The 23261-nt window shown below is 71.5% G+C and carries 21 protein-coding genes; 15 read left to right on the forward strand and 6 right to left on the reverse strand.

Translation table 11 applies throughout. The features are described from left to right. The first annotated feature begins 104 nt into the window (after positions 1 to 104). The 8 genes from F9C41_RS10150 to F9C41_RS10185 all read left to right on the forward strand — a co-directional run bounded on the left by F9C41_RS10150 (position 105) and on the right by F9C41_RS10185 (position 12007). Positions 105 to 1463: an ABC transporter substrate-binding protein gene (locus tag F9C41_RS10150; RefSeq protein ID WP_155386447.1), complete on the forward strand. Its 1359-nt coding sequence runs from the start codon at positions 105 to 107 to the stop codon at positions 1461 to 1463. A gap of 140 nt (positions 1464 to 1603) precedes the next feature. Further along, positions 1604 to 2566 carry a carbohydrate ABC transporter permease gene (locus F9C41_RS10155; RefSeq protein ID WP_155386448.1) on the forward strand — a complete coding sequence of 321 codons (963 nt, stop codon included), beginning with the start codon at positions 1604 to 1606 and terminating at the stop codon, positions 2564 to 2566. A 12-nt stretch (positions 2567 to 2578) separates the two neighbouring features. After that, the gene (locus F9C41_RS10160) at positions 2579 to 3466 is read left to right on the forward strand and encodes a carbohydrate ABC transporter permease (RefSeq protein WP_155386449.1); all 888 of its coding nucleotides are present in this window, start codon (positions 2579 to 2581) and stop codon (positions 3464 to 3466) included. Positions 3467 to 3660: 194 nt separating this feature from the next. After that, complete coding sequence (locus F9C41_RS10165) at positions 3661 to 6624, forward strand: carbohydrate-binding protein (protein WP_155386450.1); 2964 nt, start codon at positions 3661 to 3663, stop codon at positions 6622 to 6624. 35 nt (positions 6625 to 6659) lie between these two features. Beyond that, on the forward strand, positions 6660 to 8279 hold the full coding sequence (locus F9C41_RS10170; RefSeq protein WP_155386451.1) for a glycoside hydrolase family 13 protein: 1620 nt from the start codon (positions 6660 to 6662) through the stop codon (positions 8277 to 8279). Positions 8280 to 8524: 245 nt separating this feature from the next. After that, on the forward strand, positions 8525 to 10297 hold the full coding sequence (locus F9C41_RS10175; RefSeq protein ID WP_155386452.1) for a glycosyl hydrolase family 28-related protein: 1773 nt from the start codon (positions 8525 to 8527) through the stop codon (positions 10295 to 10297). 220 nt (positions 10298 to 10517) lie between these two features. Further along, the gene (locus tag F9C41_RS10180) at positions 10518 to 11513 is read left to right on the forward strand and encodes a LacI family DNA-binding transcriptional regulator (protein WP_155386453.1); all 996 of its coding nucleotides are present in this window, start codon (positions 10518 to 10520) and stop codon (positions 11511 to 11513) included. Between the two features lie 140 nt (positions 11514 to 11653). After that, on the forward strand, positions 11654 to 12007 hold the full coding sequence (locus F9C41_RS10185) for an ADP-ribosylation/crystallin J1 (RefSeq protein WP_155386454.1): 354 nt from the start codon (positions 11654 to 11656) through the stop codon (positions 12005 to 12007). A 26-nt stretch (positions 12008 to 12033) separates the two neighbouring features. Here F9C41_RS10185 and F9C41_RS10190 read toward each other — a convergent pair whose 3' ends face one another. Beyond that, entirely contained in the window at positions 12034 to 13647 is a 1614-nt protein-coding gene (locus tag F9C41_RS10190) for an MFS transporter (protein ID WP_155386455.1), read from the reverse strand. 150 nt (positions 13648 to 13797) lie between these two features. On the opposite strand from F9C41_RS10190, the gene F9C41_RS10195 reads away from it, so the two are divergent. The 3 genes from F9C41_RS10195 (at position 13798) to F9C41_RS10205 (ending at position 16250) form a co-directional block, all read left to right on the forward strand. After that, the gene (locus tag F9C41_RS10195) at positions 13798 to 14586 is read left to right on the forward strand and encodes a nucleotidyltransferase domain-containing protein (RefSeq protein ID WP_155386906.1); all 789 of its coding nucleotides are present in this window, start codon (positions 13798 to 13800) and stop codon (positions 14584 to 14586) included. 81 nt (positions 14587 to 14667) lie between these two features. Next, positions 14668 to 15192 carry a GrpB family protein gene (locus tag F9C41_RS10200; RefSeq protein ID WP_155386456.1) on the forward strand — a complete coding sequence of 175 codons (525 nt, stop codon included), beginning with the start codon at positions 14668 to 14670 and terminating at the stop codon, positions 15190 to 15192. A 149-nt stretch (positions 15193 to 15341) separates the two neighbouring features. After that, complete coding sequence (locus tag F9C41_RS10205; RefSeq protein ID WP_155386457.1) at positions 15342 to 16250, forward strand: ADP-ribosylglycohydrolase family protein; 909 nt, start codon at positions 15342 to 15344, stop codon at positions 16248 to 16250. A 13-nt stretch (positions 16251 to 16263) separates the two neighbouring features. Here the strand turns inward: F9C41_RS10205 and F9C41_RS10210 are convergent, their stop codons facing one another. Beyond that, complete coding sequence (locus F9C41_RS10210) at positions 16264 to 17196, reverse strand: LLM class F420-dependent oxidoreductase (protein WP_155386458.1); 933 nt, start codon at positions 17194 to 17196, stop codon at positions 16264 to 16266. Positions 17197 to 17253: 57 nt separating this feature from the next. Continuing rightward, positions 17254 to 18186: an MBL fold metallo-hydrolase gene (locus F9C41_RS10215; RefSeq protein WP_155386459.1), complete on the reverse strand. Its 933-nt coding sequence runs from the start codon at positions 18184 to 18186 to the stop codon at positions 17254 to 17256. Positions 18187 to 18310: 124 nt separating this feature from the next. On the opposite strand from F9C41_RS10215, the gene F9C41_RS10220 reads away from it, so the two are divergent. The 3 genes from F9C41_RS10220 (at position 18311) to F9C41_RS10230 (ending at position 20243) form a co-directional block, all read left to right on the forward strand. Beyond that, complete coding sequence (locus tag F9C41_RS10220) at positions 18311 to 18631, forward strand: hypothetical protein (RefSeq protein ID WP_155386460.1); 321 nt, start codon at positions 18311 to 18313, stop codon at positions 18629 to 18631. A gap of 208 nt (positions 18632 to 18839) precedes the next feature. Further along, the gene (locus tag F9C41_RS10225) at positions 18840 to 19580 is read left to right on the forward strand and encodes a hypothetical protein (RefSeq protein WP_155386461.1); all 741 of its coding nucleotides are present in this window, start codon (positions 18840 to 18842) and stop codon (positions 19578 to 19580) included. Between the two features lie 177 nt (positions 19581 to 19757). After that, on the forward strand, positions 19758 to 20243 hold the full coding sequence (locus F9C41_RS10230) for a GNAT family N-acetyltransferase (protein ID WP_155386462.1): 486 nt from the start codon (positions 19758 to 19760) through the stop codon (positions 20241 to 20243). Between the two features lie 474 nt (positions 20244 to 20717). Here F9C41_RS10230 and F9C41_RS10235 read toward each other — a convergent pair whose 3' ends face one another. Both F9C41_RS10235 and F9C41_RS10240 read right to left on the reverse strand, forming a co-directional pair. Continuing rightward, a complete protein-coding gene (locus F9C41_RS10235; RefSeq protein ID WP_155386463.1) occupies positions 20718 to 21257 on the reverse strand; it encodes an orotate phosphoribosyltransferase in 540 nt (179 codons plus the stop codon). A 14-nt stretch (positions 21258 to 21271) separates the two neighbouring features. Continuing rightward, entirely contained in the window at positions 21272 to 21967 is a 696-nt protein-coding gene (locus F9C41_RS10240; protein ID WP_155386464.1) for an alpha/beta fold hydrolase, read from the reverse strand. A gap of 221 nt (positions 21968 to 22188) precedes the next feature. Here F9C41_RS10240 and F9C41_RS10245 point away from each other — a divergent pair, with 221 nt between their 5' ends. Next, positions 22189 to 22647, forward strand: coding sequence for a T6SS immunity protein Tdi1 domain-containing protein (locus tag F9C41_RS10245; protein WP_155386465.1), 459 nt, complete (start codon positions 22189 to 22191; stop codon positions 22645 to 22647). Positions 22648 to 22707: 60 nt separating this feature from the next. On the opposite strand, the gene F9C41_RS10250 is transcribed toward F9C41_RS10245, so the two are convergent. Next, positions 22708 to 23202 (reverse strand): DUF309 domain-containing protein, encoded by a 495-nt coding sequence (locus F9C41_RS10250; protein WP_155386466.1) that lies wholly within the window; start codon positions 23200 to 23202, stop codon positions 22708 to 22710. Between the last annotated feature and the right edge of the window lie 59 nt (positions 23203 to 23261).

Genomic DNA, 23261 nt, shown 5'->3' on the forward strand with positions numbered 1-23261 from the left:
CGCGGCCGCAATGCGCGATTAACAAACCCGGAGCGCCCGCCGCTGCCGGAGCAGCCGGGCCGGCTGAGGTCCGGGATGTGCATACAGAAGGGATCGGAGAACCGATGAACCGACGTTTGCTCGGCAAGTCGCTGGCGCTCGCGCTGGTGGCCGGCACGACGATGCTCGGCGCGGCCTGCGCCAGCGAGGAGCCGGCGACCCCCAGCGGTCCGGTGACCATCACCGTCAACGGGATGCCCCCGGCGACGGACGCGGTCAACCGCAAGAACTTCGAGGACGATGTCAAGGCGTTCGAGGCCAAGTACCCGAACATCAAGATTGACGCCAAAGAGGGGTTCATGGACCCCCAGCAGTTCGCTACGAAGCTGGCCGGCGGCCAGCTGGAGGACGTCTTCTACGTCTACCTGACCGACCCGGCGAGCCTGATCGCCAAGCGCCAGGTCCAGGACATCTCCGCACAGCTGGCGGCGTTCCCGTCGATCAAGGACGTCAAGCCGGACCTGATGAAGGTCTTCACCGGCGGCGACGGCAAGATCTACGGCGTTCCGGTGGCGAACTACTCGCTGGGCCTGGTCTACAACCGGACGCTGTTCACCAAGGCCGGCCTCGACCCGGCGAGCCCGCCCAAGACCTGGGAAGAGGTCCGTGAGGCGGCCAAGAAGATCGCGGCGCTGGGCAACGGCACCGTCGGCTACGGCGACTACAGCAAGAACAACACCGGCGGCTGGCACTTCACCGCGGAGATGTACTCCATCGGTGGCGACGTCGCCGTCAAGGAGGGCGAGGCCTGGAAGGCCGCCTTCAACAACGACAAGGGCAAGCAGGTCCTGCAGCAGCTGAAGGACATGCGCTGGACGGACAACACGATGGGCCAGCGCCAGCTGCTCGAGTGGGCCGACCTGCTGCAGATGATGGCGTCGGGCAAGCTCGGCATGTACATCGGCTCGGCGGACAACTTCCCCGTCATCGTGAACCAGTACAAGGCCAAGTACGAGGACTTCGGTCTCGGCGGCATCCCCGGCGGCCAGGGCACCCTGGGCGGCGGCGACGGCTACATGTTCAAGGCCGGCCTCAGCCCCGAGAAGATCAAGGCCGGTCTGACCTGGCTGTCCTTCAAGGGCGGCGCGCTCGACCCGGACCGCATCGCGGCCGACAACGAGAAGGCGGCCGCCAAGGGCCAGCCGGTGGGCCTGCCCCAGCCGAACATCTGGACCGGCGCCTCGCTGGCCAAGTGGGAAGAGGCGACCAAGAAGCACGCCAACATCCCGTCGCAGAACTTCGGCCCGTTCCTGGCCACCTCCACCACCATCCCGCTGAAGCTCGAGCCGCCGCTGGCGCAGCAGATCTACGCGGTGCTGGACACGGCGATGCAGAAGGTGCTGACCGACCAGAACGCCGACATCAGCAAGCTGCTGGCGGACGCCGAGAAGCAGGTCAACACCATCCTGTCGACCGTCAAGTGACGCGGTAGGGTCCCGGACCGCGGGGGCGCCGGTAGGAAGTCCAGGTGCCAAGCCACCAGGACGAATGACCGGCGCAGGTCCGGGACCCACCTGCCGACCAGGCACACCGGGTTCAGCACAGCAGGAGAGGAAGCACGACGATGACGGTGATCGCGCCGGAGACCACGGCAGCGGTGACACGGGGGACGGGGCGCGACGGCGGGCCAGGGGGGCCGGGCTCGGCCCGCATGGCGAGGCTGCGTCGTAAGATCGGCGACAACGTACAGGCGTACATCTTCCTGGCGGCAGGTCTGCTCTGCTTCGGCCTGTTCTCCTGGTGGCCGCTGGTCAAGGGCATCATCCTCAGCTTCCAGCAGGACAACTTCGTCACCGACCCGATCTGGGTCGGGTTCGACAACTACCAGGCGGTGCTCGACGACCCGCTGTTCGCCACCGCATGGCTGAACACACTGGAGTTCACCGGCCTGGCGCTGCTGTTCGGGTTCGCGGTGCCGTTCGTGCTGGCGCTGGTCATCAACGAGTTCCGCCACGCCAAGGGCTTCTTCCGGTTCGCGGTGTACCTGCCGGTGATGCTGCCGCCGATCGTCAGCGTGCTGCTGTGGCAGTACTTCTACGACCCCGGCACGGGCCTGTTCAACGCGATCCTGTCCGGCGTGGGCCTGCCCACCTCCGACTGGACGCAGTCGCCGAAGATGGCGATGATCTCGCTGGTACTGGTCTCGACCTGGGCCAACATGGGCGGCGCGACCATCATGTACCTGGCCGGCCTGGCCGGCATCCCCGGTGAGCTGTATGAGGCCGCCGAACTCGACGGCGCGTCGGTCTGGCAGCGCATCAGGCACGTGACCATCCCGCAGATGCGCTTCATCATGCTGGTCTTGCTGCTGCTGCAGATCGTGGCCACGATGCAGGTCTTCATCGAGCCCTATCAGCTCACCGGCGCCACCAACCCCGAGACGATCACGGTGATGATCCTCATCTACCGGTACGCGTTCACCGTCAACAACGACTTCGGCATGGCCGCGGCGATGAGCGTGCTGCTGTTCATCGTGCTCGGTGCGTTCTCGGCCCTCTACCTGCGGCTCACCCGCAAGGCCGACTGAGGAGGATCCCAGATGAGCTCGATGACGCGATCCCTGATCTCGGAGGCCGACCTGCGCCGCGGCCACGGCCGCCTGATCTACCGGCTGGTGCTGGGCGCGATGGCGGTGGCCTTCGTGCTGATGTTCATCGGCCCGCTGTACTGGATGGTCATCGGCGCTTTCAAGACGCCGATCGAGCTGGCCCAGACGCCGCCGACCATCCTGCCGACCGAGTGGCACCCGGAGACCTACCTCGACGCGTGGAACCGGCTCGAGATCGGGCGCTACATGGTCAACACGGCGTTCTACGCGCTCGGCGGCTGGCTCATCCAGCTGATCGTCGACGTCGCCGCCGCGTACGCCCTGTCGAAGTTGCGGCCGGTGCTCGGCAACGTGGTGCTGGGCGGCATGCTGGCCAGCCTGATGCTGCCGGCCGCGGCGCTGCTGGTGCCCGCCTACCTGACCGTGGCCGAGGTGCCGATCTTCGGGGTCAACCTGCTGAACACCCCGTGGGCGCTGTGGCTGCCGGGCGCGGCCAACGCGTTCAACATCTACGTGCTCAAGCGGTTCTTCGACCAGATCCCCAACGATCTGCTGGACTCGGCGGGCATCGACGGCGCGGGCAGGTTCCGTCTGCTCTGGCACATCATCCTGCCGCTGTCGCGGCCGGTGCTGGCGGTGGTCTCCATCTTCGCGATCATCGGTTCCTGGAAGGACTTCATCTGGCCGCTGCTGGTGCTGCAGGACCCGGAGGGTCAGACCATCAGCGTGGCGCTGAGCCGGCTGGCCGAGACCGGGCGGGTGACCAACAACGAGATGTTCGCGGGCCTCGCCATCGCCAGCATCCCGATGGTGGTCCTGTTCATGATCTTCCAGCGCAGCATCCTCAACGGCCTGTCCGCGGGAGCCCTCAAGGGGTAGGCCGCACCCAGATTTCCGGCCGCCCCGCCCGGTGGCGGCCGGATCAGAGATCCGCTCACGCATCGCCGCCCGGTTCCCATGCCCGGGGGCCGGTCGGTGCTGCCCGGAACACGGCCCGCCCGCCATCGCGCGAGGCAGGCGGCCGGGTTCCACCGCCACGGGGGACACACCCACGCAAGTGAAGGGAGTACGCAATGACGCTGCACCATCGCACCGCTCCACGCATCCCCGCTCGCACCCTGCTGGCCGCGCTCGCCGCGACCGTGCTCACCCTCGGCGCAGGCCTGCTCACGGCCCTGCCCGCGTCCGCCGCGACCACGACGTACCAGGCCGAGTCGGCCGCGCGGTCCGGCGGGACCGTGGTCGCCACCGACCACACCGGCTACACCGGTTCCGGTTTCGTGGGCGGCTACACCGACACGAACAAGGGCAACGCCAACCTGACGTTCACGGTGAACGTGTCCGGGACGGCCAACCGCACGCTGACCATGCGCTACGCCAACGGCACCACGGCCACCAAGACGCTGTCGCTGTACGTCAACGGCACGAAGATCAAGCAGATCAGCCTCAACGCCACCGCCAACTGGGACACCTGGGGCACCCAGGTCGAGACCGTGTCCCTGGCCAACGGCAACAGCACGGTGTCGTACAAGTTCGACACGGCCGACTCCGGCAACGTCAACCTGGACAGCCTGACCGTCGCCGACATCGCGGCCCCGCCCGCGGGCCAGTACGAGGCCGAGTCCGCCTCGCTGTCCGGCGGCACGACGGTCGCCACGGACCACCCCGGCTTCACCGGTTCCGGTTTCGTGGGCGGCTACACCGACGGCAACAAGGGCAACGCGAACACGTCGTTCACTGTGAACACCGCGAGCGCGGGCACCGCCACGGTGACCGTGCGCTACGCCAACGGCACCGGCGCGAACATGACGCTGTCGCTGTACGTCAACGGCGGCAAGCTGCGCCAGATCAATCTCCCGGCCACCGCCAACTGGGACACCTGGGGCACGATCGCCGAGGCCGTGACGCTCAACGCGGGCAACAACACGGTCGCGATCAAGTTCGACAGCACCGACTCGGGCAACATCAACCTGGACAACATCAGCGTGTCCGGGACGACCCCGCCGAGCAGCCCGAGCCCGACCCCGAGCACCAGCCCGACCCCGCCGCCCACGGGCGTGAGCTACGAGCTGGAGACCGGGTTCACCTCCGGTGGCGCGTCGACCGCGACCAGCACCGGCGGTTACACCGGAAGCGGCTACGTGACCGGCCTGACCACGGCCGGCGCGCGCGTGATCCGGACCGTCAACGCCACCGCGGCGGGGGCGACCACGGTGACACTGCGCTACACCAACACCAACGGCGCGGCTCGCACCGTGTCCGTGCATGTCAACGGTCTCAAGACCGGCCGGCTCTCGCTGCCCGCCGGTGCGGGCTGGCTCAACGCCGCGCAGAGCATCACGCTGCGCGCCGGGCTGAACATCATCGGCTACCAGTACGACTCGGGCGACTCCGGCAACGTGCTGCTGGACAACGTCACCGTCGGCAGCGGCACGGCGCTGGCCACACGCGGCGCGACCCTGCCGTACACCGTCTACGAGGCGGAGTCGGGCAGCACCAACGCGGCGCTGATCGGGCCGAACCGGGCCTACCTGACCGAGCCGTCGGAGGCGTCCGGCCGCCGGGCCGTGAAGCTGTCCTCGACCGGCCAGTACGTGCAGGTCACGCTGAGCAAGCCGGCGAACGCGTTCGTGATCCGCTACTCGATCCCGGACAACGCGGCGGGCACGGGCAACACCAACCCGCTGGCGCTGTACGCGGGCAGCACGAAGATCCAGGACGTCAGCCTCAGCTCGACCTACAGCTGGGTGTACGGGGCGTACCCGTACAACAACAACCCGGCGGGCGGCGAGCCGCACCGGTTCTTCGACGACGTGCGGGTGCTGCTGGGCACCACCTACCCGGCGGGCACGGTCATCAAGCTGCAGAAGGACGCGTCCTCGTCGGCGGCGTACTACACGATCGACCTGATCGAGGCCGAGGTCGCCCCGGCGGCCCTGTCCGCCCCGGCCGACTTCCTGTCGGTGACCTCGTACGGCGCGGTCGCCAACGACGCCGGTGACGACACCAACGCGTTCAACAGCGCGATCTCCGCGGCGCAGAGCCAGGGCAAGGGCCTGTGGGTGCCGGCCGGCACGTTCGTCACGAACGCGCGGCTCAACATCCAGAACGTCTCCCTGCGCGGCGCGGGCGTGTGGCACACCGTCATCAAGGGCACGAACGGCAAGGGCGGCTTCTTCGCCACCGGGTCCAACGTGCGGCTGGCCGACTTCACCCTGTCCGGCGACGTGCGCTACCGCGACGACAGCGCGTTCGACGCGGGCATCGAGGGCAACTTCGGCACCGGCTCGCTGGTCAGCAACGTCTGGCTGGAGCACACCAAGGTCGGCATGTGGCCGTCCACCGGCACCAACGGCCTGTACGTCGTCGGCACCCGGATGCGCAACATCTTCGCCGACGGCGTGAACGTCAACGGCGGCGCGACCAACGTGCGCGTCGACCAGAGCACGCTGCGCAACACCGGCGACGACGCGCTGGCCATGTGGTCCAACTCGGCGCCCGTCACGAACAGCGCGTTCACCTTCAACACGGTGGCGCTGCCGATGCTGGCCAACGGTGCGGCGATCTACGGCGGCAACGGCAACCGCATCGAGGACAACCTGATCAGCGACTCGGTGTACGCCGGGTCCGGCATCGCCATCAGCACCTGGCACGGGGCGCAGCCGTTCAGCAACACCACCTCGGTGCAGCGCAACACGCTGACTCGCACGTCCAGCTTCGAGCGCAACTGGAACTCGTCGCTGGGCGGCCTGTGGATCTACGCGGAGGCCACCGACATCACGGCCCCGGTCCTGGTCAAGGACGTCGACATCATCGATTCCACGTACCAGGGCATCCTGCTCAGCTTCCAGCGCAACATCACCAACCTCACGCTCGACCACGTCACCGTCAACGGCGCCGGGACGTACGGGATCGAGCTCAACGCCGCGGGCAGCGCGTACGTCACGTACGTCACCGTCTCCGGCGCCGCGAGCGGCGGGTTGATCAACCGTCTGGGCTACACGCTCAACCGCGGCCCCGGCAACAGCGGTTTCTGACCGGACCCACTGCGAATCACTGAAGGCAGGTACCCGTGTTCCACAACGACACCCGTGACTGGTGGCACCACGCCGCCATCTACCAGGTCTACCCGCGCTCCTTCGCCGACGCGAACGGCGACGGCGTGGGCGACCTGGCGGGTATCCGCGCCAAGCTCGGGTACCTGCACTCCCTCGGCATCAACGCCATCTGGTTCAGCCCCTGGTACCCGTCGCCGATGGCGGACGCCGGCTACGACGTGGCCGACTACCGCGACATCGACCCGTCCTTCGGCACCCTCGAAGAGGCGGAGCTGCTGATCGCGGAGGCGCACGAGCGCGACATCCGCATCATCATCGACATCGTGCCGAACCACTGCTCCGACGCCCACGCGTGGTTCCAGCGCGCGCTGGCCGAGGGGCCGGGCTCGCCGGCCCGGGACCTGTTCTGGTTCCGGGCCGGTCGGGGCGAGCACGGCGAGCTGCCGCCCAACGACTGGAGCTCCATCTTCAACGGCCCCGCCTGGACCCGCGTCGCCGACGGCGAGTGGTACCTGCACCTGTTCGCCCCCGAGCAGCCCGACCTGAACTGGGAGAACCCGCTGGTCCGGGCGGAGTTCGAGGACATCCTGCGGTTCTGGTTCGACCGCGGCATCGACGGCATCCGCATCGACTCCGCCGCGCTGTGCGTCAAGGACCCGACGCTGGCCGACTTCGACCCGGCCGCGCCGCCGACCCCGCACCCGTTCGAGGACCGCGACGCCATCCACGACATCTACCGCTCGTGGCGGGTCATCGCCGACTCGTACGAGCAGCCGCGGGCCCTCATCGGCGAGGTGCTGCTCGCCGACATCGACCGGTTCGCGCTGTACCTGCGACCCGACGAGATGCACGCCGCGTTCAACTTCCACTTCCTGGGCTGCCCGTGGGACGCCAAGTCGCTGCGCCACTGCGTGGACGCGACGCTGGCCTCGCACGCCCCGGTCGGCGCGCCGAGCAGCTGGGTGCTGGCCAACCACGACGTCACGCGTACGGTGACCCGCTACGGCCGCACCGACACCGGCTTCGAGCACGCGCTGCGCCAGGCCCGCCACCTCATGCCCACCGACGCGACGCTCGGCCTGCGCCGGGCCCGCGCGGCGGCGCTGCTGACCCTGGCCCTGCCCGGCTCGGTGTACGTGTACCAGGGTGAGGAGCTGGGCCTGCCCGACGTCGAGCGGCTGCCCGATGACACCCGCCAGGACCCGATCTACCACCGTTCCGGCGGCACCGACCCGGGCCGCGACGGCTGCCGGGTGCCGCTGCCCTGGTCGTCGACGGGCGCCTCGCACGGTTTCAGCCCTGAAGGCGGCGCACCCGCCTGGCTGCCGCAGCCCGACTGGGCGCACCTGACCGTCGAGGCCCAGCAGGCCGACCCCGGCTCGATGCTGCGCCTCTACCAGGCCGCGCTGGCCATCCGGGGCAGCGAGGCAGGGCTCGGCGACGGCCCGATGACTTGGCTGGACACCCCGGAGGCGGTGGTGGCGTTCACCCGGCCCGGCGGCTTCACCTGCGTGGTGAACCTGTCCGCCGAGCCGGTCGACCTGCCCCCGCACACCGCGGTGATGCTGACCAGCATCGACCTGACCGACGGTCGCCTGCCCGCCGACGCCTCGGCCTGGCTGCGCACCGTCTGACAGACCACCCGCGGCGGCGGTTGAGCGGACCGCCGCCGCGGGTCCTTCCTCCAAGCCCGCCCACCATTCGCCCCGCGGCCCCGCCTTCCCCCGTGGGCCGCGACGCTCGTCATGATCGCCGGACTTGCCTGGCAACCGGGCGAAAGCGCCTTCAAGATACGCACAGGTGCCAGGCAAGTCCGGCGATCTCGGGCGGTCCGGCGGTGGGCGGCCACGGCGAGCGCACCTACTTCCAGGAGTCGCCGATGTCCCGCAAAGTGTTGATTTCGCTGGTCGTGGCAGTGGTCGCGGTGGCCGGTGCCGCCGTGGCGGTCGCCTGGCCGCGGGAGGACAAGCCCGCGCCCGCGCCGCCGAGGCTGGCGACCGTCGGCGACATCACCGGTCGTGGGGCGTCGCTGCCCTGGCGGGCGTACGAGGCGGAGCACGTGCGCACCGACGGCGCCGTCATCGGGCCGGACCGCCGCCACGGGACGCTCGCGGGGGAGGCCTCCGGCCGGATGGCGGTGACACTCCAGCCCGGACAGCGGCTGACGGTCACCCTGGCCGCCCCGGCGAACGCGGTCAACGTGCGCTTCTCGATCCCCGACAGTGCGGACGGCAGGGGCCAGGACACCTCGCTCGCCATGGAGGCGGGCGGCGTGACCCTGCCCGCGCTCGCGCTGACCTCGCGCTACAGCTGGTTCTACGGCGGCTTCCCGTTCACGAACACCCCGGCGCAGGGCGGCGAGCGCCACCTGTACGACAGCGCCCGCACCCTGCTCGGCACCGACCTGCCCGCCGGCGCGACGGTCACGCTGCGCGCCGGCGGGCTGCCGACCACCCTCGACCTGGTCGAGTTCGAGCAGGTCGCGGATCCGCTGCCGCAGCCCGCCGGTGCCCTGTCGGTGGCCGACTTCGCGGCCGACCCGAGCGGCGCGCAGCCCGCCGGCGAGGCGTTCATCAAGGCGATCGCGGCGGCCCGTGCCCAGCGCAAGGTGCTCTACGTGCCCGCGGGCCGGTACGCGGTCGGGCAGCACCTGCCGGTCGACGGCGTCACCGTGCAGGGCGCGGGCATGTGGCACACCGAGCTGCGCGGCAAGGGCGTCGGCGTCTACGGCAACCCCGTCCCGAAGCCCTCCCAGCAGGTGCACGTGACCGACCTGGCGATCATCGGCGAGGTGGACGAGCGCGACGACCGGGCGGCGCTGGCCGGGGTCGGCGGTGCGCTCGGCGGCGGCTCGGTGCTGGAGCGCCTGTGGATCCAGCACGTCAAGGTCGGCATGTGGCTGGACGGCCCGTTCGACGGGCTGCGCATCACCGGATGCCGGATCATGGACGTCACCGCGGACGGCATCAACCTGCACCAGGGCGTCAGCAACACCGTGATCAGCGACAACCTGGTGCGCAACACCGGCGACGACGGCATCGCGCTGTGGTCGGAGGCCGGGCCCGACGGCTTCGACGGCGAGTACGGCGCGGACCGGCAGGTCACCGTCGAACGCAACACCGTGCAACTGCCGATGCTGGCCAACGGCATCGCGATGTACGGCGGCCACGACAACACGGTCCGCGCGAACGTCGTCGCCGACATCCAGGTCGAGGGCGGCGGCATCCACGTCGGCAACCGCTTCTCCGCGACCCTGCTGCGCGGGGTCACCCGGATCGAGGGCAACACCACGCTGCGCGCCGGGGCCGACCACCCGTTCCTGGCCACCCCGATCGGCGCGCTCTGGTTCTACGCCAAGGACGCCCCGCTCACCGGCGAGGTCCTGGTCACCGACAACGACCTGCTCGACAGCACGCACGCCGCACTCCAGGTCCTCGGTTCCTCCGTCACCAACGTGACCATCACCGACCTGCGCGTGCACACCACCGGCACCCACCTCCTCCAGATCCAGTCCGCCGGCTCCCTGACCCTCTCCACCCTCACCGCCGAAGCCATCGGCGCCCAACCTCTCTTCCACTGCCCCGACGCCGTCACCTTCACCCTCACCGCCACGCCCCTAACCCCCACCTACTGCGGCCCCTTCCTCAAATGAAAGGAAGGGCACCTTCACATCGCTATGTGTTGTAGAAGGTGCCCTTCCCCACCGCGCCGTAGAGCGGACCTGCGGATCTGCGGTTCGGCCGGGCCGCTCGCTCCATGGATCGATCATGAAGTTGTGCCGCCGACACGCCGCCGACCCGTGCCATAGGTTCATGATCAACGCAGGGAGATTTCTGCAAGTGGCTTGCACCCGAGTGTTCTACACTTGCGCGATGGCGCGGAGGCTGGCCGAAGTGGCCCAACATGTCGGAGTCAGCGAAGCCACCGTGTCGCGGGTGCTCAACAACAAGCCGGGCATCTCCGAGGCGACTCGGGCGGCCGTGCTGTCGGCGCTCGACGTGCTCGGGTACGAGCGGCCGACCAAGCTGCGCGGGGAGCGCGCCAGGCTGGTCGGCATCGTGCTGCCCGAGATGCAGAACCCCATCTTTCCCGGGTTCGCCGAGGTCATGGCGGGTGCACTGGCCAAGAAGGGGTTCACCCCGGTGCTGTGCGCGCGGACCGTCGACGGGGTGGCCGAGTCGGAGTACATCACCATCCTGCTGGAGCAGAACGTCTCCGGCGTGATCTTCGCCAGCGGCCTGTACCAGCAGACCCGCGCCGCGCACGAGCACTACGCGCGGTTGAGCGAGCGCGGCCTGCCCACGGTGCTGATCAACGCGAGCGCCGACGGGCTGGCCTTCCCTCGGGTGTGCACGGACGAGGAGCACGCGGTCGAGCAGGCGTACGCCCACCTGACGGCGCTGGGCCACGAACGGATCGGGCTGGTGCTCGGCCCGCCGGACCACGTGCCCTCGGCCCGCAAGCTGGCCGCCTACCGCGCCGCCCGCAAGGGCGCGGCCGAGCTGGTCGCGCACGGCGCGCTCACCATGGAGGAGGGCCACGCCGCCGCCGCGCGCCTGGTCGCGGAGGGCGCGACGGGTCTGATCTGCGCCAGTGACGTGCTGGCCATCGGCGCGATGCGGGCGGTGCGCCGGGCCGGCAAGCAGGTGCCCGCCGACGTGTCCGTGGTCGGCTTCGACGACTCCGGGCTGATGGCGTTCACTGACCCGCCGCTGACCACGGTGCGCCAGCCGATCGTCGCCATGGGGCAGGCCGCGGTCGCGCTGCTGCTCAGCCAGATCGACGCCGAGCAGGTGCCCGACGACGAGCTGCTGTTCGAGCCGGAGCTGGTGGTACGCGCCTCGACCGGCCCGGCCCCGACCGCCTGACGCCCCTGCGGCGCGGCCGTGCCGCGCGGGCTGGACAGCCGTCCGTACGTGACCGACCTGCGCCCGCCGGCCTGAGCAAACCGCTGGCCGGGCCGCCCCGCCTGGCGGTAACGTGCGCGCCGCTGCGAGAGGAGCGCGCGATGACCGAGACGTTGACCCTGTGGCGGCCCACCGGACCGAAGGAGCTGGACCTCGTTCGGGAGTCCGGCTGGCGGGCGTGGCCGCCGCGCCTACCGGACCAGCCGATCTTCTACCCGGTGCTCAACGAGCAGTACGCCATCATGATCGCCAGGGACTGGAACGTGCCCGCCAGCGGCTCGGGCTACGTCACCCGGTTCGCGGTGGACCGGGAGTTCGCGCAGCGCTACCCGGTGCAGCAGGTCGGCGGGCGGGACATCCTCGAACTGTGGGTGCCCGCCGAGGAGCTCGCCGAGTTCAACCGGCACCTTGTCGGCCTGATCGAGGTCGTGCACGAGTTCCACGCGACCGCCTGAACCGGCTGCGTCCTGCCGCGCCTTCGTCAGCTCGCCTCGCGGGCGGGCGAAGGCGCGGTCCCGGCTGGTGCCACGTCTTCGGCCTGGTAGGACGTGAGCAGTCGGCTCTCCTCGACGTGACGGGGGTAGTACCGGGCGACCAGGGCCATGCCGAGTCCGATGGCGATGATCGCGGCGGAGTACGCCCAGCGGTCGCCCTCCAGGAAGGCGTTGCGGGCGCCTTCGATGATCTCGTGCGCGTGATGCGGGTAGCGCTGGGCGGTGTCGGCGGCGCTCGAAAACGACTTCTGCAGCTCGGACACGACCGACTGGGCGATCTCCTGCGGCTGCGGCGTCTCCTGCACCTGCTTGGCGATCGACCTGGTGTACCCAAAGGTGAGCAGCGCGCCGAGCAGCGACTGCATGATCGCCCCGCCGAGGTCGCGCTGCAGGTCGGCGGTGCCCGAAGCCATGCCGACCCGGCGCACCGGCACCGAGCCGGTCAGCGAGCGCGACGCCGGGGTGCCGGCGAGCCCGATCCCGACTCCGATCAGTGCGTACGCCAGCCCCACCCGCCAGTAGGCGACGCCCTCGTGCCACAGCAGTAGCATGGTGAGGAACGCCAGCAGGCAGAACAGGTAGCCGAGCAGCAGCGTGAACCGTGAGCCGCGGCGCTCGACCAGCTTGGCCGAGTACGGCGCGAACAGTGTCATCATCAGCGGCGAGGGCAGGATCGCCGCCCCGCCCTGCAGCGCGGTGTAGCCAAGCACGTTCTGCATGAACTGCTGCCCGATGAAGATCGCCCCCATCAGCGAGCCGAACACGATGGTGCCGGCCACGGCCGCCACCCAGAACGTGCGCCGTGCCGCGATTCTCAGGTCGTACAGCGGGTTGGCGGCCCTGCGCTGGCGCAGTACGAACGCGATCGTCGCGGCGACGGCGACCACCGCCAGCCCGGCCGCCGTCGCGCCGACTCCGGGGGAGGGCGCGAAGTTGACGGCCAGCACCAGGGATCCCACCAGCACCACGGACAGCACACCGCCGAGGTGGTCGACCGGTTCGGTGGACTCGTTGACGTGCGACGGGACGCACCGGATCGCCAGGATCAGCGCGACCACCGCGAGCGGCAGGGTGAGCAGGAAGACCGAGCCCCACCAGTAGCGTTGCAGGGCGGCTCCGGCCAGCAGCGGGCCCATCGCCGAGATCGCGCCGCCGATGCCCGACCACAGCGCGATCGCGTGGATGCGCGGGCCGCCGCGCCACAGGGCGGCGATCAGGGCCAGGGTGGTCGGGTAGGCCATGCCGGCGGCGAGCCCGCCGAGTACGCGGGCGCACACCAGCATCACGTCCGACGTGGCGTGCGAGGCCAGCAGGCAGGCGGGCACGGACAGGCTGACGCCGAGGATGAGCAGCAGCTTGCGGCCGTACCGGTCGCCGAACGCGCCCAGGTAGAGCACCGAGGCGGCCAGGCCGAGCGAGTAGCCGACGGCGACCAGGTTGAGCATGGTCTGCGAGGAGTCGAAGGCGCGCCCGATCGCGGGCAGCGCCACATTGGCCACGCTCAGGTTGAGGTTGGCCACCGCGGCGACCAGGATCAGCGTGCCCAGCACCAGGGCCTGGCGCGGGGGAGCCGCGTCGGGCACCGCGCTGCTCGGCGTCATCGCTGGCCTCTCGTGCTGTTTCGCCCGGTGGGTGACCAGGGCGTATCTCCACGTTATGCGGCAGCGCCGCGAGCGTACGCGGATTGCCCGGACCGCCGTCGCCGTGGACGGGCGGTTCCGGCAGATGGGGTAACGTGACCTGCCGTGGAAATGGATCTTGCGCAGCGGCTGCTGGCGGTGCCGGGCGTGGTGGCCGTCGTGCTGGGCGGCAGTCGGGCCCGCGGCGAACACCGGCCCGACAGCGACACCGACCTCGGGCTGTATTACCGCGGTCCGCTCGACGTGGACGCGTTGCAAGCGCTGGCCGTCCAGGTGGCGACCGCGCACGACGTGTACCGGCCGGGAGAGTGGGGGCCGTGGGTCGACGGTGGCGGCTGGCTTACCGTGGACGGGCGGGCCGTCGACTGGATCTACCGTGACCTCGACCGGGTGCGGGCGGTGTGGGCCGACTGCCGTGAGGGCCGGTACACCGTCGAACGGCAGGTAGGGCACCCGCTGGGTTTCTACAGCCACGCGTACGCGGGGGAGGTCGCGCTGTGCCGGGTGCTCGCCGACCCGACCGGGGAGGTCTCCGAGCTGCGGGAGCAGACGCTCGACTACCCGGCCGCGCTGAGCGACGCGCTGGTCGCCGCGCTGTGGGAGGCGGAGTTCTCCATCGTGGGCGCGCGCAAGGTTCCGCAGGACCGGGTCTACGTCGCGGGCTGCCTGTTCCGCGCGGTCGGCGTGATGGCGCAGGCCCTGCACGGGCGGGCCGGTCGCTGGACGGTCAACGAGAAGGGCCTCGTCGCCTCCGCCGCCCGGCTGCCGATCGCGCCGGCCGGTTTCGCGGAACTCGCCGCAGCGGCCGTCATCGATGTGGACGCCGCAACGTGGCTGCTGGCGCAGGTGCGTGCCGCGACCGGCACACCGGGCGAGGCCGTCTTCGCCGACCGTCCCTGACCGCGCGGTGTTCGCCCGTACGGCTCCACGTGGCGACCTGGCCGTGTTTCGCTTCGCGGCTCGATGAGGCACCGTGGTCGGATGCAGACACCCGGGGTCCGGCTGGACGAGATCGTGATCGTGCCGTACGACGCACGCTGGCCGGCGCTGTTCGAGGCGCAGCGGGTGCGGGTGGCGGTGGTGCTGGCGCCGGTGCTGGTGGGAGCCGTGGAGCACATCGGCAGCACGGCGGTGCCGGGACTGCCGGCCAAGCCGATCATCGACATGCTGGCCAGGGTGAGCGGGCACGAGGCGGCCGGTCCGGTGGCGGCCCGGCTGGTGGAGATCGGCTGGGTGGCCGCGCCCGAGCCGTCGGACGGGGCGCTGCGGCGGTGGTCGTACTGCTATCCCGACATGGCCCGGCGCAGCCACCACCTGCATGTGGTCGAGCACGCCTCGGACGGCTGGCCGACCTGGCTGGCGTTCCGGGACCGGCTGCGCGCCGACCCCGCCGCGGCGGCGCGCTACGCCGCGCTGAAGACCGAGCTCGCCGCGCGTGACCGGCACGACCGGGTCGCGTACCGGGCGGGCAAGGCCCCCTTCATCGAAGCCGTGCTCGACTCCTGACCCGGCCGCTTGATCCGTTTATGTGGACGCTGGACGTTGCCAGGACGACTATCCAGGACGACGTCCAGCGTCCACAAAAACGGATCTTGAACGCGGGTGCGGTTACCCGATTGCCGGGGTTGACGCGGTGGGACATGATCGACGGCACGATGAGGTTCGTCCTACACGAGAACACGCGGCGCGGATACGCCGCCGAGAGCCTGGCGGGTCTGTCCGTCGGGGACGCGCTGGGAGCGCAGTACTTCATGGTCGGGCGCAGGGTCGCCGACCTCGTGGCGGGCATCGTCCCGCCGCCGGTCTGGGAATGGACCGACGACACGGAGATGGCCTGCTCCATCACCTGGATGCTGCACGAGGCGGGCCGGATCGACCCGGACCGCCTCGTCGAGGCGTTCGCGCAGCGCTGTGAACCCAACCGTGGGTACGGCGTCGGCGCGTTCATCATTCTGCGGCGGGTGCGCGGCGGAGCGCCGTGGCAGCAGGCCGCCACCGAGGCGTTCGAGGGGCAGGGCTCCTGCGGCAACGGCGCCGCGATGCGGGTCGCGCCGCTGGGGGCGTACTTTCCCGACGATCCGAAACGGGCCGCCGAGGAGGCCGTCGCGTCGGCGATGGTCACCCACGCCCACCCGGAGGGGGTGGCCGGTGCGATCGCCGTCGCCGTCGCGGCCAGCCACGCCTGCGCGGGACGGCTGTCGGGCACCCGGCCCAAACCGGGGCCGTTCGTGGACGCGGTGCGGGCGCTGACCCCGCCGGGCCGGGTGCACCGCGGGCTCGGCCGGGCCAGGCGGATGCTGCACCTGCCGGCCGCCGAGGCCGCGTACGAGCTGGGCAACGGCGCCGCGATCACCGCGCAGGACACGGTGCCGTTCACGGTCTGGGTCGCGGCGCGGCTCCTGCACGACTACCCGGCGGCGATCCGCACCTGCGTCGAGGCGGGCGGGGACGTCGACACCACGGCGGCGATCGTCGGCGGCATCGTGGCCGCGTACACCGGGCTCGCGGGCATCCCGCCCGAGTGGCTGGCGTCGCGCGAGCCACTGCCCGACTGGGCGGGCTGAGATACCGGCGGCGTCAGCGGACCTGGGGGGCGACCTCGGCGGCGACCAGCTCCAGGTGGTCCAGGTCCGTCAGGTCGAGGACCTGCAGGTAGATGCGCTGCGCGCCGATCTGCGCGTACCGGCCGATCTTCTCGACGATCTCCGCAGGCGAACCGGCCAGGCCGTTGGTCCGCAGCTCGTCGACCTGCCGCCCGATCGCCCCGGCGCGCCGGGCCACCTCGGCGTCGGTGCGCCCGCAGCACAGCACGAGGGCATTCGACAGGCGCAGCGCGCCCGGGTCGCGACCGGTGCGCACGCAGGCGTCGCGCACCCGGCCGAACTGCGCGGCCGAGTCCTCGACACTCGCGAACGGCATGTTGAACTCGTCGGCGAACCGCGCCGCCAGCACCGGTGTGCGCCGCTTGCCGCCGCCGCCGAGCAGGATCGGCGGGTACGGCTGCTGCGCCGGCTTCGGCAGCGACGGCGACCGGGTCAGCGTGTAGTGCTTGCCGTGGAAGTCGAACGCGCCGCCGACCGGGGTCGACCACAGCCCGGTGAGGATGTGCAGCTGCTCGCCGAGCCGGTCGAAGCGCTCGCCGACGGGCGGGAACGGGATGCCGTACGCCTCGTGCTCCTCGGCGTACCAGCCGGCGCCGATGCCGAGCTCGACCCGGCCGCCGCTCATCGCGTCCACCTGCGCGACGCTGATCGCGAGCGGGCCCGGATGGCGGAACGTCGCCGCGGTCATCAGCGTGCCCAGCCGGATCCGGCTGGTGTCGCGGGCCAGCCCGGCCAGCGTGGTCCAGGCGTCGGTAGGCCCCGGCAGCCCGGTCACGTCGCCCATCTTCAGGTAGTGGTCGGACCGGAAGAACGCGCCGTACCCGGCGTCCTCCGCGGCGCGGGCCACCGCGAGCAGCTGCTCGTACGTGGCGCCTTGCTGGGGCTCGGTGAACACGCGCAGTTCCACAGCCCGAGCCTAGAAGCGCAGCTCAGCGTGGCGAGGGCGTTTCCCAATGCCGGCCCGTCAGGCGAAGCAGGTGGGGATGCGGCCGCCGTTGAACGCGGCCACGTCGGCGAGGATCGCGTAGTTGTCGAGTTCCGCGCCGCGCTCGACGCCCTGCGCCTCGGCGTAGGCCCGGTGCAGGTTGGCGACCAGGCGTTCGGGGTCCAGCCAGGCTTTGAACGGGCCCAGGTCGGCGTTGCGGGCGGTCTCCAGCGGGGTGAGCCCGGCCGCGATGCCCTCCGCGGCCAGCTCCTGAACCAGGCGCAGGTAGGCCGCGTTGTCCTCGAACACCTCCGGGCCGGCGAGCGGGCCGTGCCCGCTGACCACGACCGCCGGGTCGAGGGCGGCCAGCCGCGCCAGCACCTCCAGCGAACCCTCGATCGAGCCCATCAGGCACAGCGGCGTGACCCCGGAGAACGTGATGTCCCCGGTGAACAGCACCCGGTGCTCGGGGATCCACACCACGGTGTCGCCGGTGGTGTGCGCCGGACCGGGGTGCCAGAGCTCCACCCGGGTGGCACCGGCGTGCAGGGTGAGCCGGTCGGTGTAGGTGAGCGTGGGCACGGCCGGGGCGACCTCGCCCCAGGCCACGTCGGGCCAGATGCCGGGCAGGTTCAGGCCGTCGCCGATGATGTCGGCGCGGGCCTTCTCGTGCGCGACGACGACCGCGTCCGGCGCGACGGTGCGCGCGCCGTAGTGGTGGTCGCCGTGCCGGTGGGTGACCACCAGGGTGCGCACCGGCGCCCAGGTCAGTGCGGCGATGTGTTCGGCGAGCAGGCGGGCGCGGCGTTCGGTGGCGGTCGCGTCGACCAGGGTCACCGCGTCCTGCCCGAGCAGCACGCCCGCGTTGCTGACGCACCAGCCGCCGTCGGGCTGCAGGTACGCGTACACGTCAGGGGCGAGGCGGGTCAGTGACGGCGTGGGTTCCACGACGGGCGAGGCCGTGCTGCTCATGTGATCCCCCGGGTTCGTCGGGCAGCGACGTTCGCCAGTCTGGCAGAGAACCGGCGCGCCCGTGTCCCTGTGGTCTCGATCACTCCGGATGCGACGTTCGCCCGAACGGGGTAGTTTTCGTTTCGTGACATTCAGCGCGTTCACCGGTCCAATCCGGTGGGTCGTGCGCCTCTCCGCGCGGATGCTGACCGCGCTGGCCCTCATGAGCCTGCTGCTCGCCCCCTCGGCCGGCCACGCGGCGCAGCCCGCGCCCCGGCCGCCGGCCGAGCAGGTCGCGGTGAGCCCGGCCGCCGCCAAGCACGAGGCGGAACCCGCCCCGGCGGCCGCGCCCGTCCAGATCGGAATCATCGAGCCGGCCGTAGTGGTCCGCACCGCCGCGAACGCGGTCCGGCCACCGGCCGCGGCTCACCTGCTGGCGCACGGCAGTCGCGCTCCGCCCGCGTAACGCTCCGTCGCGTCGCCGCCCCCCGTCTGCGGCGTCGAACCCGTTCGTGGCCGCTTGATGCATGGGCGCGTCCACGTCCGTCGGAACGGATCACGCGCCTTCGGTGCCACCGCGTGACGCGGTGCCCGGGCCTCCTCAACGTCAGACCCCCACCTCGCGACGAACCCTGGTGTCGCGTCCACCCCTCCACCACCCCGAGGTGTCGATCATGAACGTCGTCCTGGACCTGTTCCTCCGTGACCTGCCGAACGCCGCGCTCGTCTGGTCGCTGCTCGCCGTGCTGGCCGTCGTGGCCATCGGCGCGCTGACCCTGTCCACCCGCCAGCCCGAGCCCGCGCCGGTCGCGCCCTCCCCGGAGGTGCTCGAGCAGCAGGCGCTACTGGCCGCGCACGCGCAGGCGCTGGTCCGCAAGGCGCGCGAGGCGACCGCCGCGGCCGAGCGCGCCGCGGCGACCGCCCGGCGGCGGCGCGAGGAGTGGCTTGCCGCGCAGGACGTGGCCGAGACCACCTGGCAGCGTTACGACGAGGCCGACTCGCAGGCGCGCCGCACGCTGACCGCCGCCGCGCTGCCGCTGCCACGCACCCCCCAGACCCCCGCCGAGTACGCCTTCCGGGAGCGCCACCTGCACCGTGCCGCCATGTCGGCCTGCTCGCACCAGCAGCTGTCCGCCCTCGAACTGAGTGACGCGCTGGCCCACCGCGGCGGCTGGGACCCGCGCCGGCACCCGATCGAGCAGGAGACGATGCTGTCGCAGTTCGCCCGCGCGTCGCTGCGCACGGCGTACCGCCGGGCGGCCGACACCGAGAAGCAGGCCTGGCTGGCCACGGAGGCCGCGACCGCCGCTGCGGCGTCGCTGCGGGCAGCCGCCCACGCCGCGCACGTCCGCGCCCGCCGGGTCACCCGCCGCGTCACCCCGCCCGCCGAGACGACCCTCGCGGACCTGATCTGACCCGCGCCCCGCGCGTCCGGGGCGCCGCGCGTCCGCCGTGCGCCGCGCGCGGCGTGATCACTCGACCTGCCTGGCAACCGGGCGAATGGCCGGCCGCACAGGTGCCAGGCAAGTCGAGTGATCTTGGGCGGGCGAATGCGGGTGAGCGGGCCGGGGACGGGGCGGTAGGGTCCGGGCGTGATCATTCGAGAGGCGACCGGCCAGGACTGGCCGAAGATCTTCCCGTTCTTCGCCGAGATCGTCGCGGCGGGGGAGACCTATGCCTTCCCCGAGGGCATGGACTCCGAGCAGGCCCGGCCGTGGTGGATGGAGCAGGCTCCCGGCCGGACCGTGGTGGCCGTGGACGGGGACACCGTGCTCGGATCGGCCAAGATGGGCCCGAACCGGCCGGGACGGGGCGCGCACATCGCCACCGCCAGCTTCATGGTCGACCCGGCGCAGCGCGGCCGCGGCGTGGGCCGGGCGCTGGGCGGGCACGTGCTGGACTGGGCGCGGGCGCAGGGGTACCACGGGATGCAGTTCAACGCGGTGGTGGAGACCAACACCGCGGCCGTACGCCTCTGGCAGGCGATCGGGTTCGAGATCCTCGCCACGGTCCCCGAGGCGTTCGAGCACCCGAAACACGGCCGGGTTGGCCTGCACGTGATGTACCAGCGGCTGTAGCCATACCGCCCATCCGGGCGCGATCCGGTGGTGCATGGCGCACAAAACGGGTTAATCGTGCGTGTTTGAACGCTGGCGAGGTGCGAAATCCGTGCCCGCGGCGAACGCGGAGAGTGGAGCGCCGATTACTTTCAGTGAAAAAATCTTGAGTTTGCCCTGGACGACCCCAGGTCAGGCGACGTAGCGTGATCCCCAGTGGCGCGACGCTCGATGAAGGCCCCAGGGGTCCCAGCGGGCCGGCCCGGTCGGAGAACTCGTTTTCCGGTTGTGGCGCCGAGCGAAGTGCACAGGGGGATGGGTGGACAGATGCCGTTGGGGGACGGCGTCCACCCGGACAGTGAAAGGCCGGCGGTCGCTAACGGGGGTGAGCGACCGCCGGCCGCACTGTCGACCAGGGCCGAACTTCCGGCGCCGACGTCCCGTCTCCCCGAGCCGCGGCTTCTTGCGATCGCGACACCGGAGTGAATTCAGCGGCTATCGCTCGGCGGTGGCCCGTGCGCGGTCGAGGTCGGAGCGGGTCAGCAGGGCGCCCAGCGTGATGCCGTCGGCGGCCAGCGCCGCCGCGCCGCCCTCCTCGCGGTCGATGACGCACAGCGCGTTGTCGACGGTCGCGCCCAGCTCACGCAGCTGCCGAGTGGAGATGGCGAGCTGGCCGCCGGAGGTGACCACGTCTTCGACCACCAGCACCCGCCGGCCGGCGAGCTCGGCGCCCTCGGCGAGCCGCGCGGTGCCGTACGCCTTAGCGGTCTTGCGCACGAACGCGCACGGCAGCCCGGTGTGCCGGCCCAGCGCGGTGACCACGGCGATGCCGCCCATCTCCAGCCCGGCCAGCACCTCGGTGCCCGGCGGAACGAGCGCGGCCAGTTGTCCGGCCAGTGCGTCGAGCAACACGGGGTCGGCCTCGAAGCGGTACTTGTCGAAGTACTCGGTCGCGGTGCGTCCGGAGCGGAGCAGGAACTCGCCGCGCAGGCGGCAGACGGCGTCGACCTCGAAGGCCAGCTCGGTAAGGTTCACGAAAGTCGATCCTGTCAGGCCGTCGATGGGTCCAGGAACGTCCGCAGCGCGGCGAGGAACTCCGCCGGGCGCTCGCGGTGCACCTGGTGCCCGGCCTCGACGGTGACCGTGCGGGCGTCGGGAATGCGGGCGACGGCCTCGGCTGCCCTGTCCGCCGGGACCGGGCTGGCCGTGCCGCCGTGGATCAGCAGGGTGGGCACGGCGATCCGGTCCAGGCGCGCCCACCAGTTCGGGTCGGGGTCGTTGACCTGCGCCATCAGGCTCGCGAAAACGTCCCAGTCGTAGTCGAGCCCGCCGTGCGGCCGGTCCGGGATCGCGAAGCGCGAGCCGCCGGGCCACGGCGGCGGGGAGTCCTCCAGCACCAGCCGCGCCAGCCAGTCCGGCTGTTCCTGGGCGACCAGGCACGCCACGGTGGCGCCGGCGGAGTGCCCGACCAGCGTGACCTCGCGCAGGCCCAGCGACGGCACGAAGCCGAGCACGTCGTCGCGCATCAGCTCGAACGAGTACACCCCGGGGTGCTCGCTGCGACCCTGCCCGCGCTGGTCCAGCGCGTAGACGTGGTGCGTCGCGGCCAGCCCCGCCATGGTGTGCGCCCAGGTCCCCGCCTCGTTCGGCAGCCCGTGCAGGAACAGCACCACCGGCGCGCCCGCCGTCCCCTCCTCCAGAAAGGACAGCCGTATCCCGTTCGCCGTGATCTCGCCCCGTGTCACGGGCGCGACGGTACTGCAGTTTCGGGGAAACTGCTGCCTCGCGTGCGCCGGATGCCGGAGTTTCCCCGAAACTGCAAACCCTGATCAGACTCGGCCACGGCGGCGGCGTGTGCCGCAGCCTCGCGGGTGACGGCCAGACCAGCACGTCGGCAGCGTCGCCGCGGGGCACGGATTCGTGCGGCTGCGGGCCGACGTGCTGCCGGTTCGTGCATACTGCCCGGATGCGCTTCACCAAGACGTTCACCGAGCAGCAGTACGCCCAGGCCCTCGACTCCTGGTCGTGGCTCGGCCTCGAGGGCAGGAAGCCGCTGTTCACCTCGCTGTTCGGCGACGTGTTCATGGCCGGCAAGGACGGCTGCTGGTATCTCGACACCATCGAGGGCGCCCTCACCCGGGTCTGGGCCTCGGCCGACGAGCTGGCGCTCGACCTCTCCACCGAGCAGGGGCAGGACCGCTACCTGCTGGGCGGCCTGGCCGCGCAGGCCGCCGACCGCGGCCTGGAACTCGGGCCCGACCAGGTGTACACGTTCATGCCGCCGCCGGTCATCGGCGGTGGCGTCACCGTCGAGTCCGTCGTCGTGGAGAGCTTCGTCGTCGCGGTGAACATCGCGGGCCAGATCCACGAACAGGTCCGCGACCTGCCTCCGGGCACCTCGGTCACCGGCATCACGCTGGGCTGATCGGCGCGTCGTGGGTTCGCCGCCGCGCGGCCCTGGTGGGTCGTGGTGAGCAGCCGCCGGTCAGCGCTGGTCGCGCAGGCGGGGGACGAGCGCGTCCGGGCCGAGCCGGTCCAGGCCGTCCTGCCCGATGCGGGCGGCCAGCGCCCGGGACCAGGCGACCAGGCCGGTGACCGCGACCTCGTGCGGCGGCGCTGCGGCGTACTCCTCGATGCGGTCGGCGGCGCGGGTCAGCAGCCTGGCCGCGCCGGTGGCGTTGCCGCGGCGGGCGTGGGTGAGGCCCACCGCGAGCTGCGCGAGGCCACGCCACAGCTCACGTTCGGGTTCGGGTGCGGCCTTCCACGCACCTTCCAGCACCTCGTGCGCGTGGAACGCGCGCCCCTCGGCGAGCAGTTCCTGCGCCTGCGCCAGCGCCTCGTCCGGCGCAAGCCGCAGCTCGTCCGGAGTGGTGGGCACGCCTGCCGCGCCGCGGGGCAGGGGTCGGCCCAGTTCGTCACGGGGGCGGGCGTTGCGCGCCCGGCCCGCGCCGTCACGGTCCCGATCGGCGGCTGCACTCATCCGTCCATCCTGCCCCGTGCCGCCGGTTCCGGCACACCGGTCCGTCCGGGCGGCGTCCG

Origin of the sequence: Catellatospora paridis (assembly GCF_009720365.1) — a bacterium.
GTDB classification, from domain to species: Bacteria; Actinomycetota; Actinomycetes; order Mycobacteriales; family Micromonosporaceae; genus Catellatospora; species Catellatospora paridis.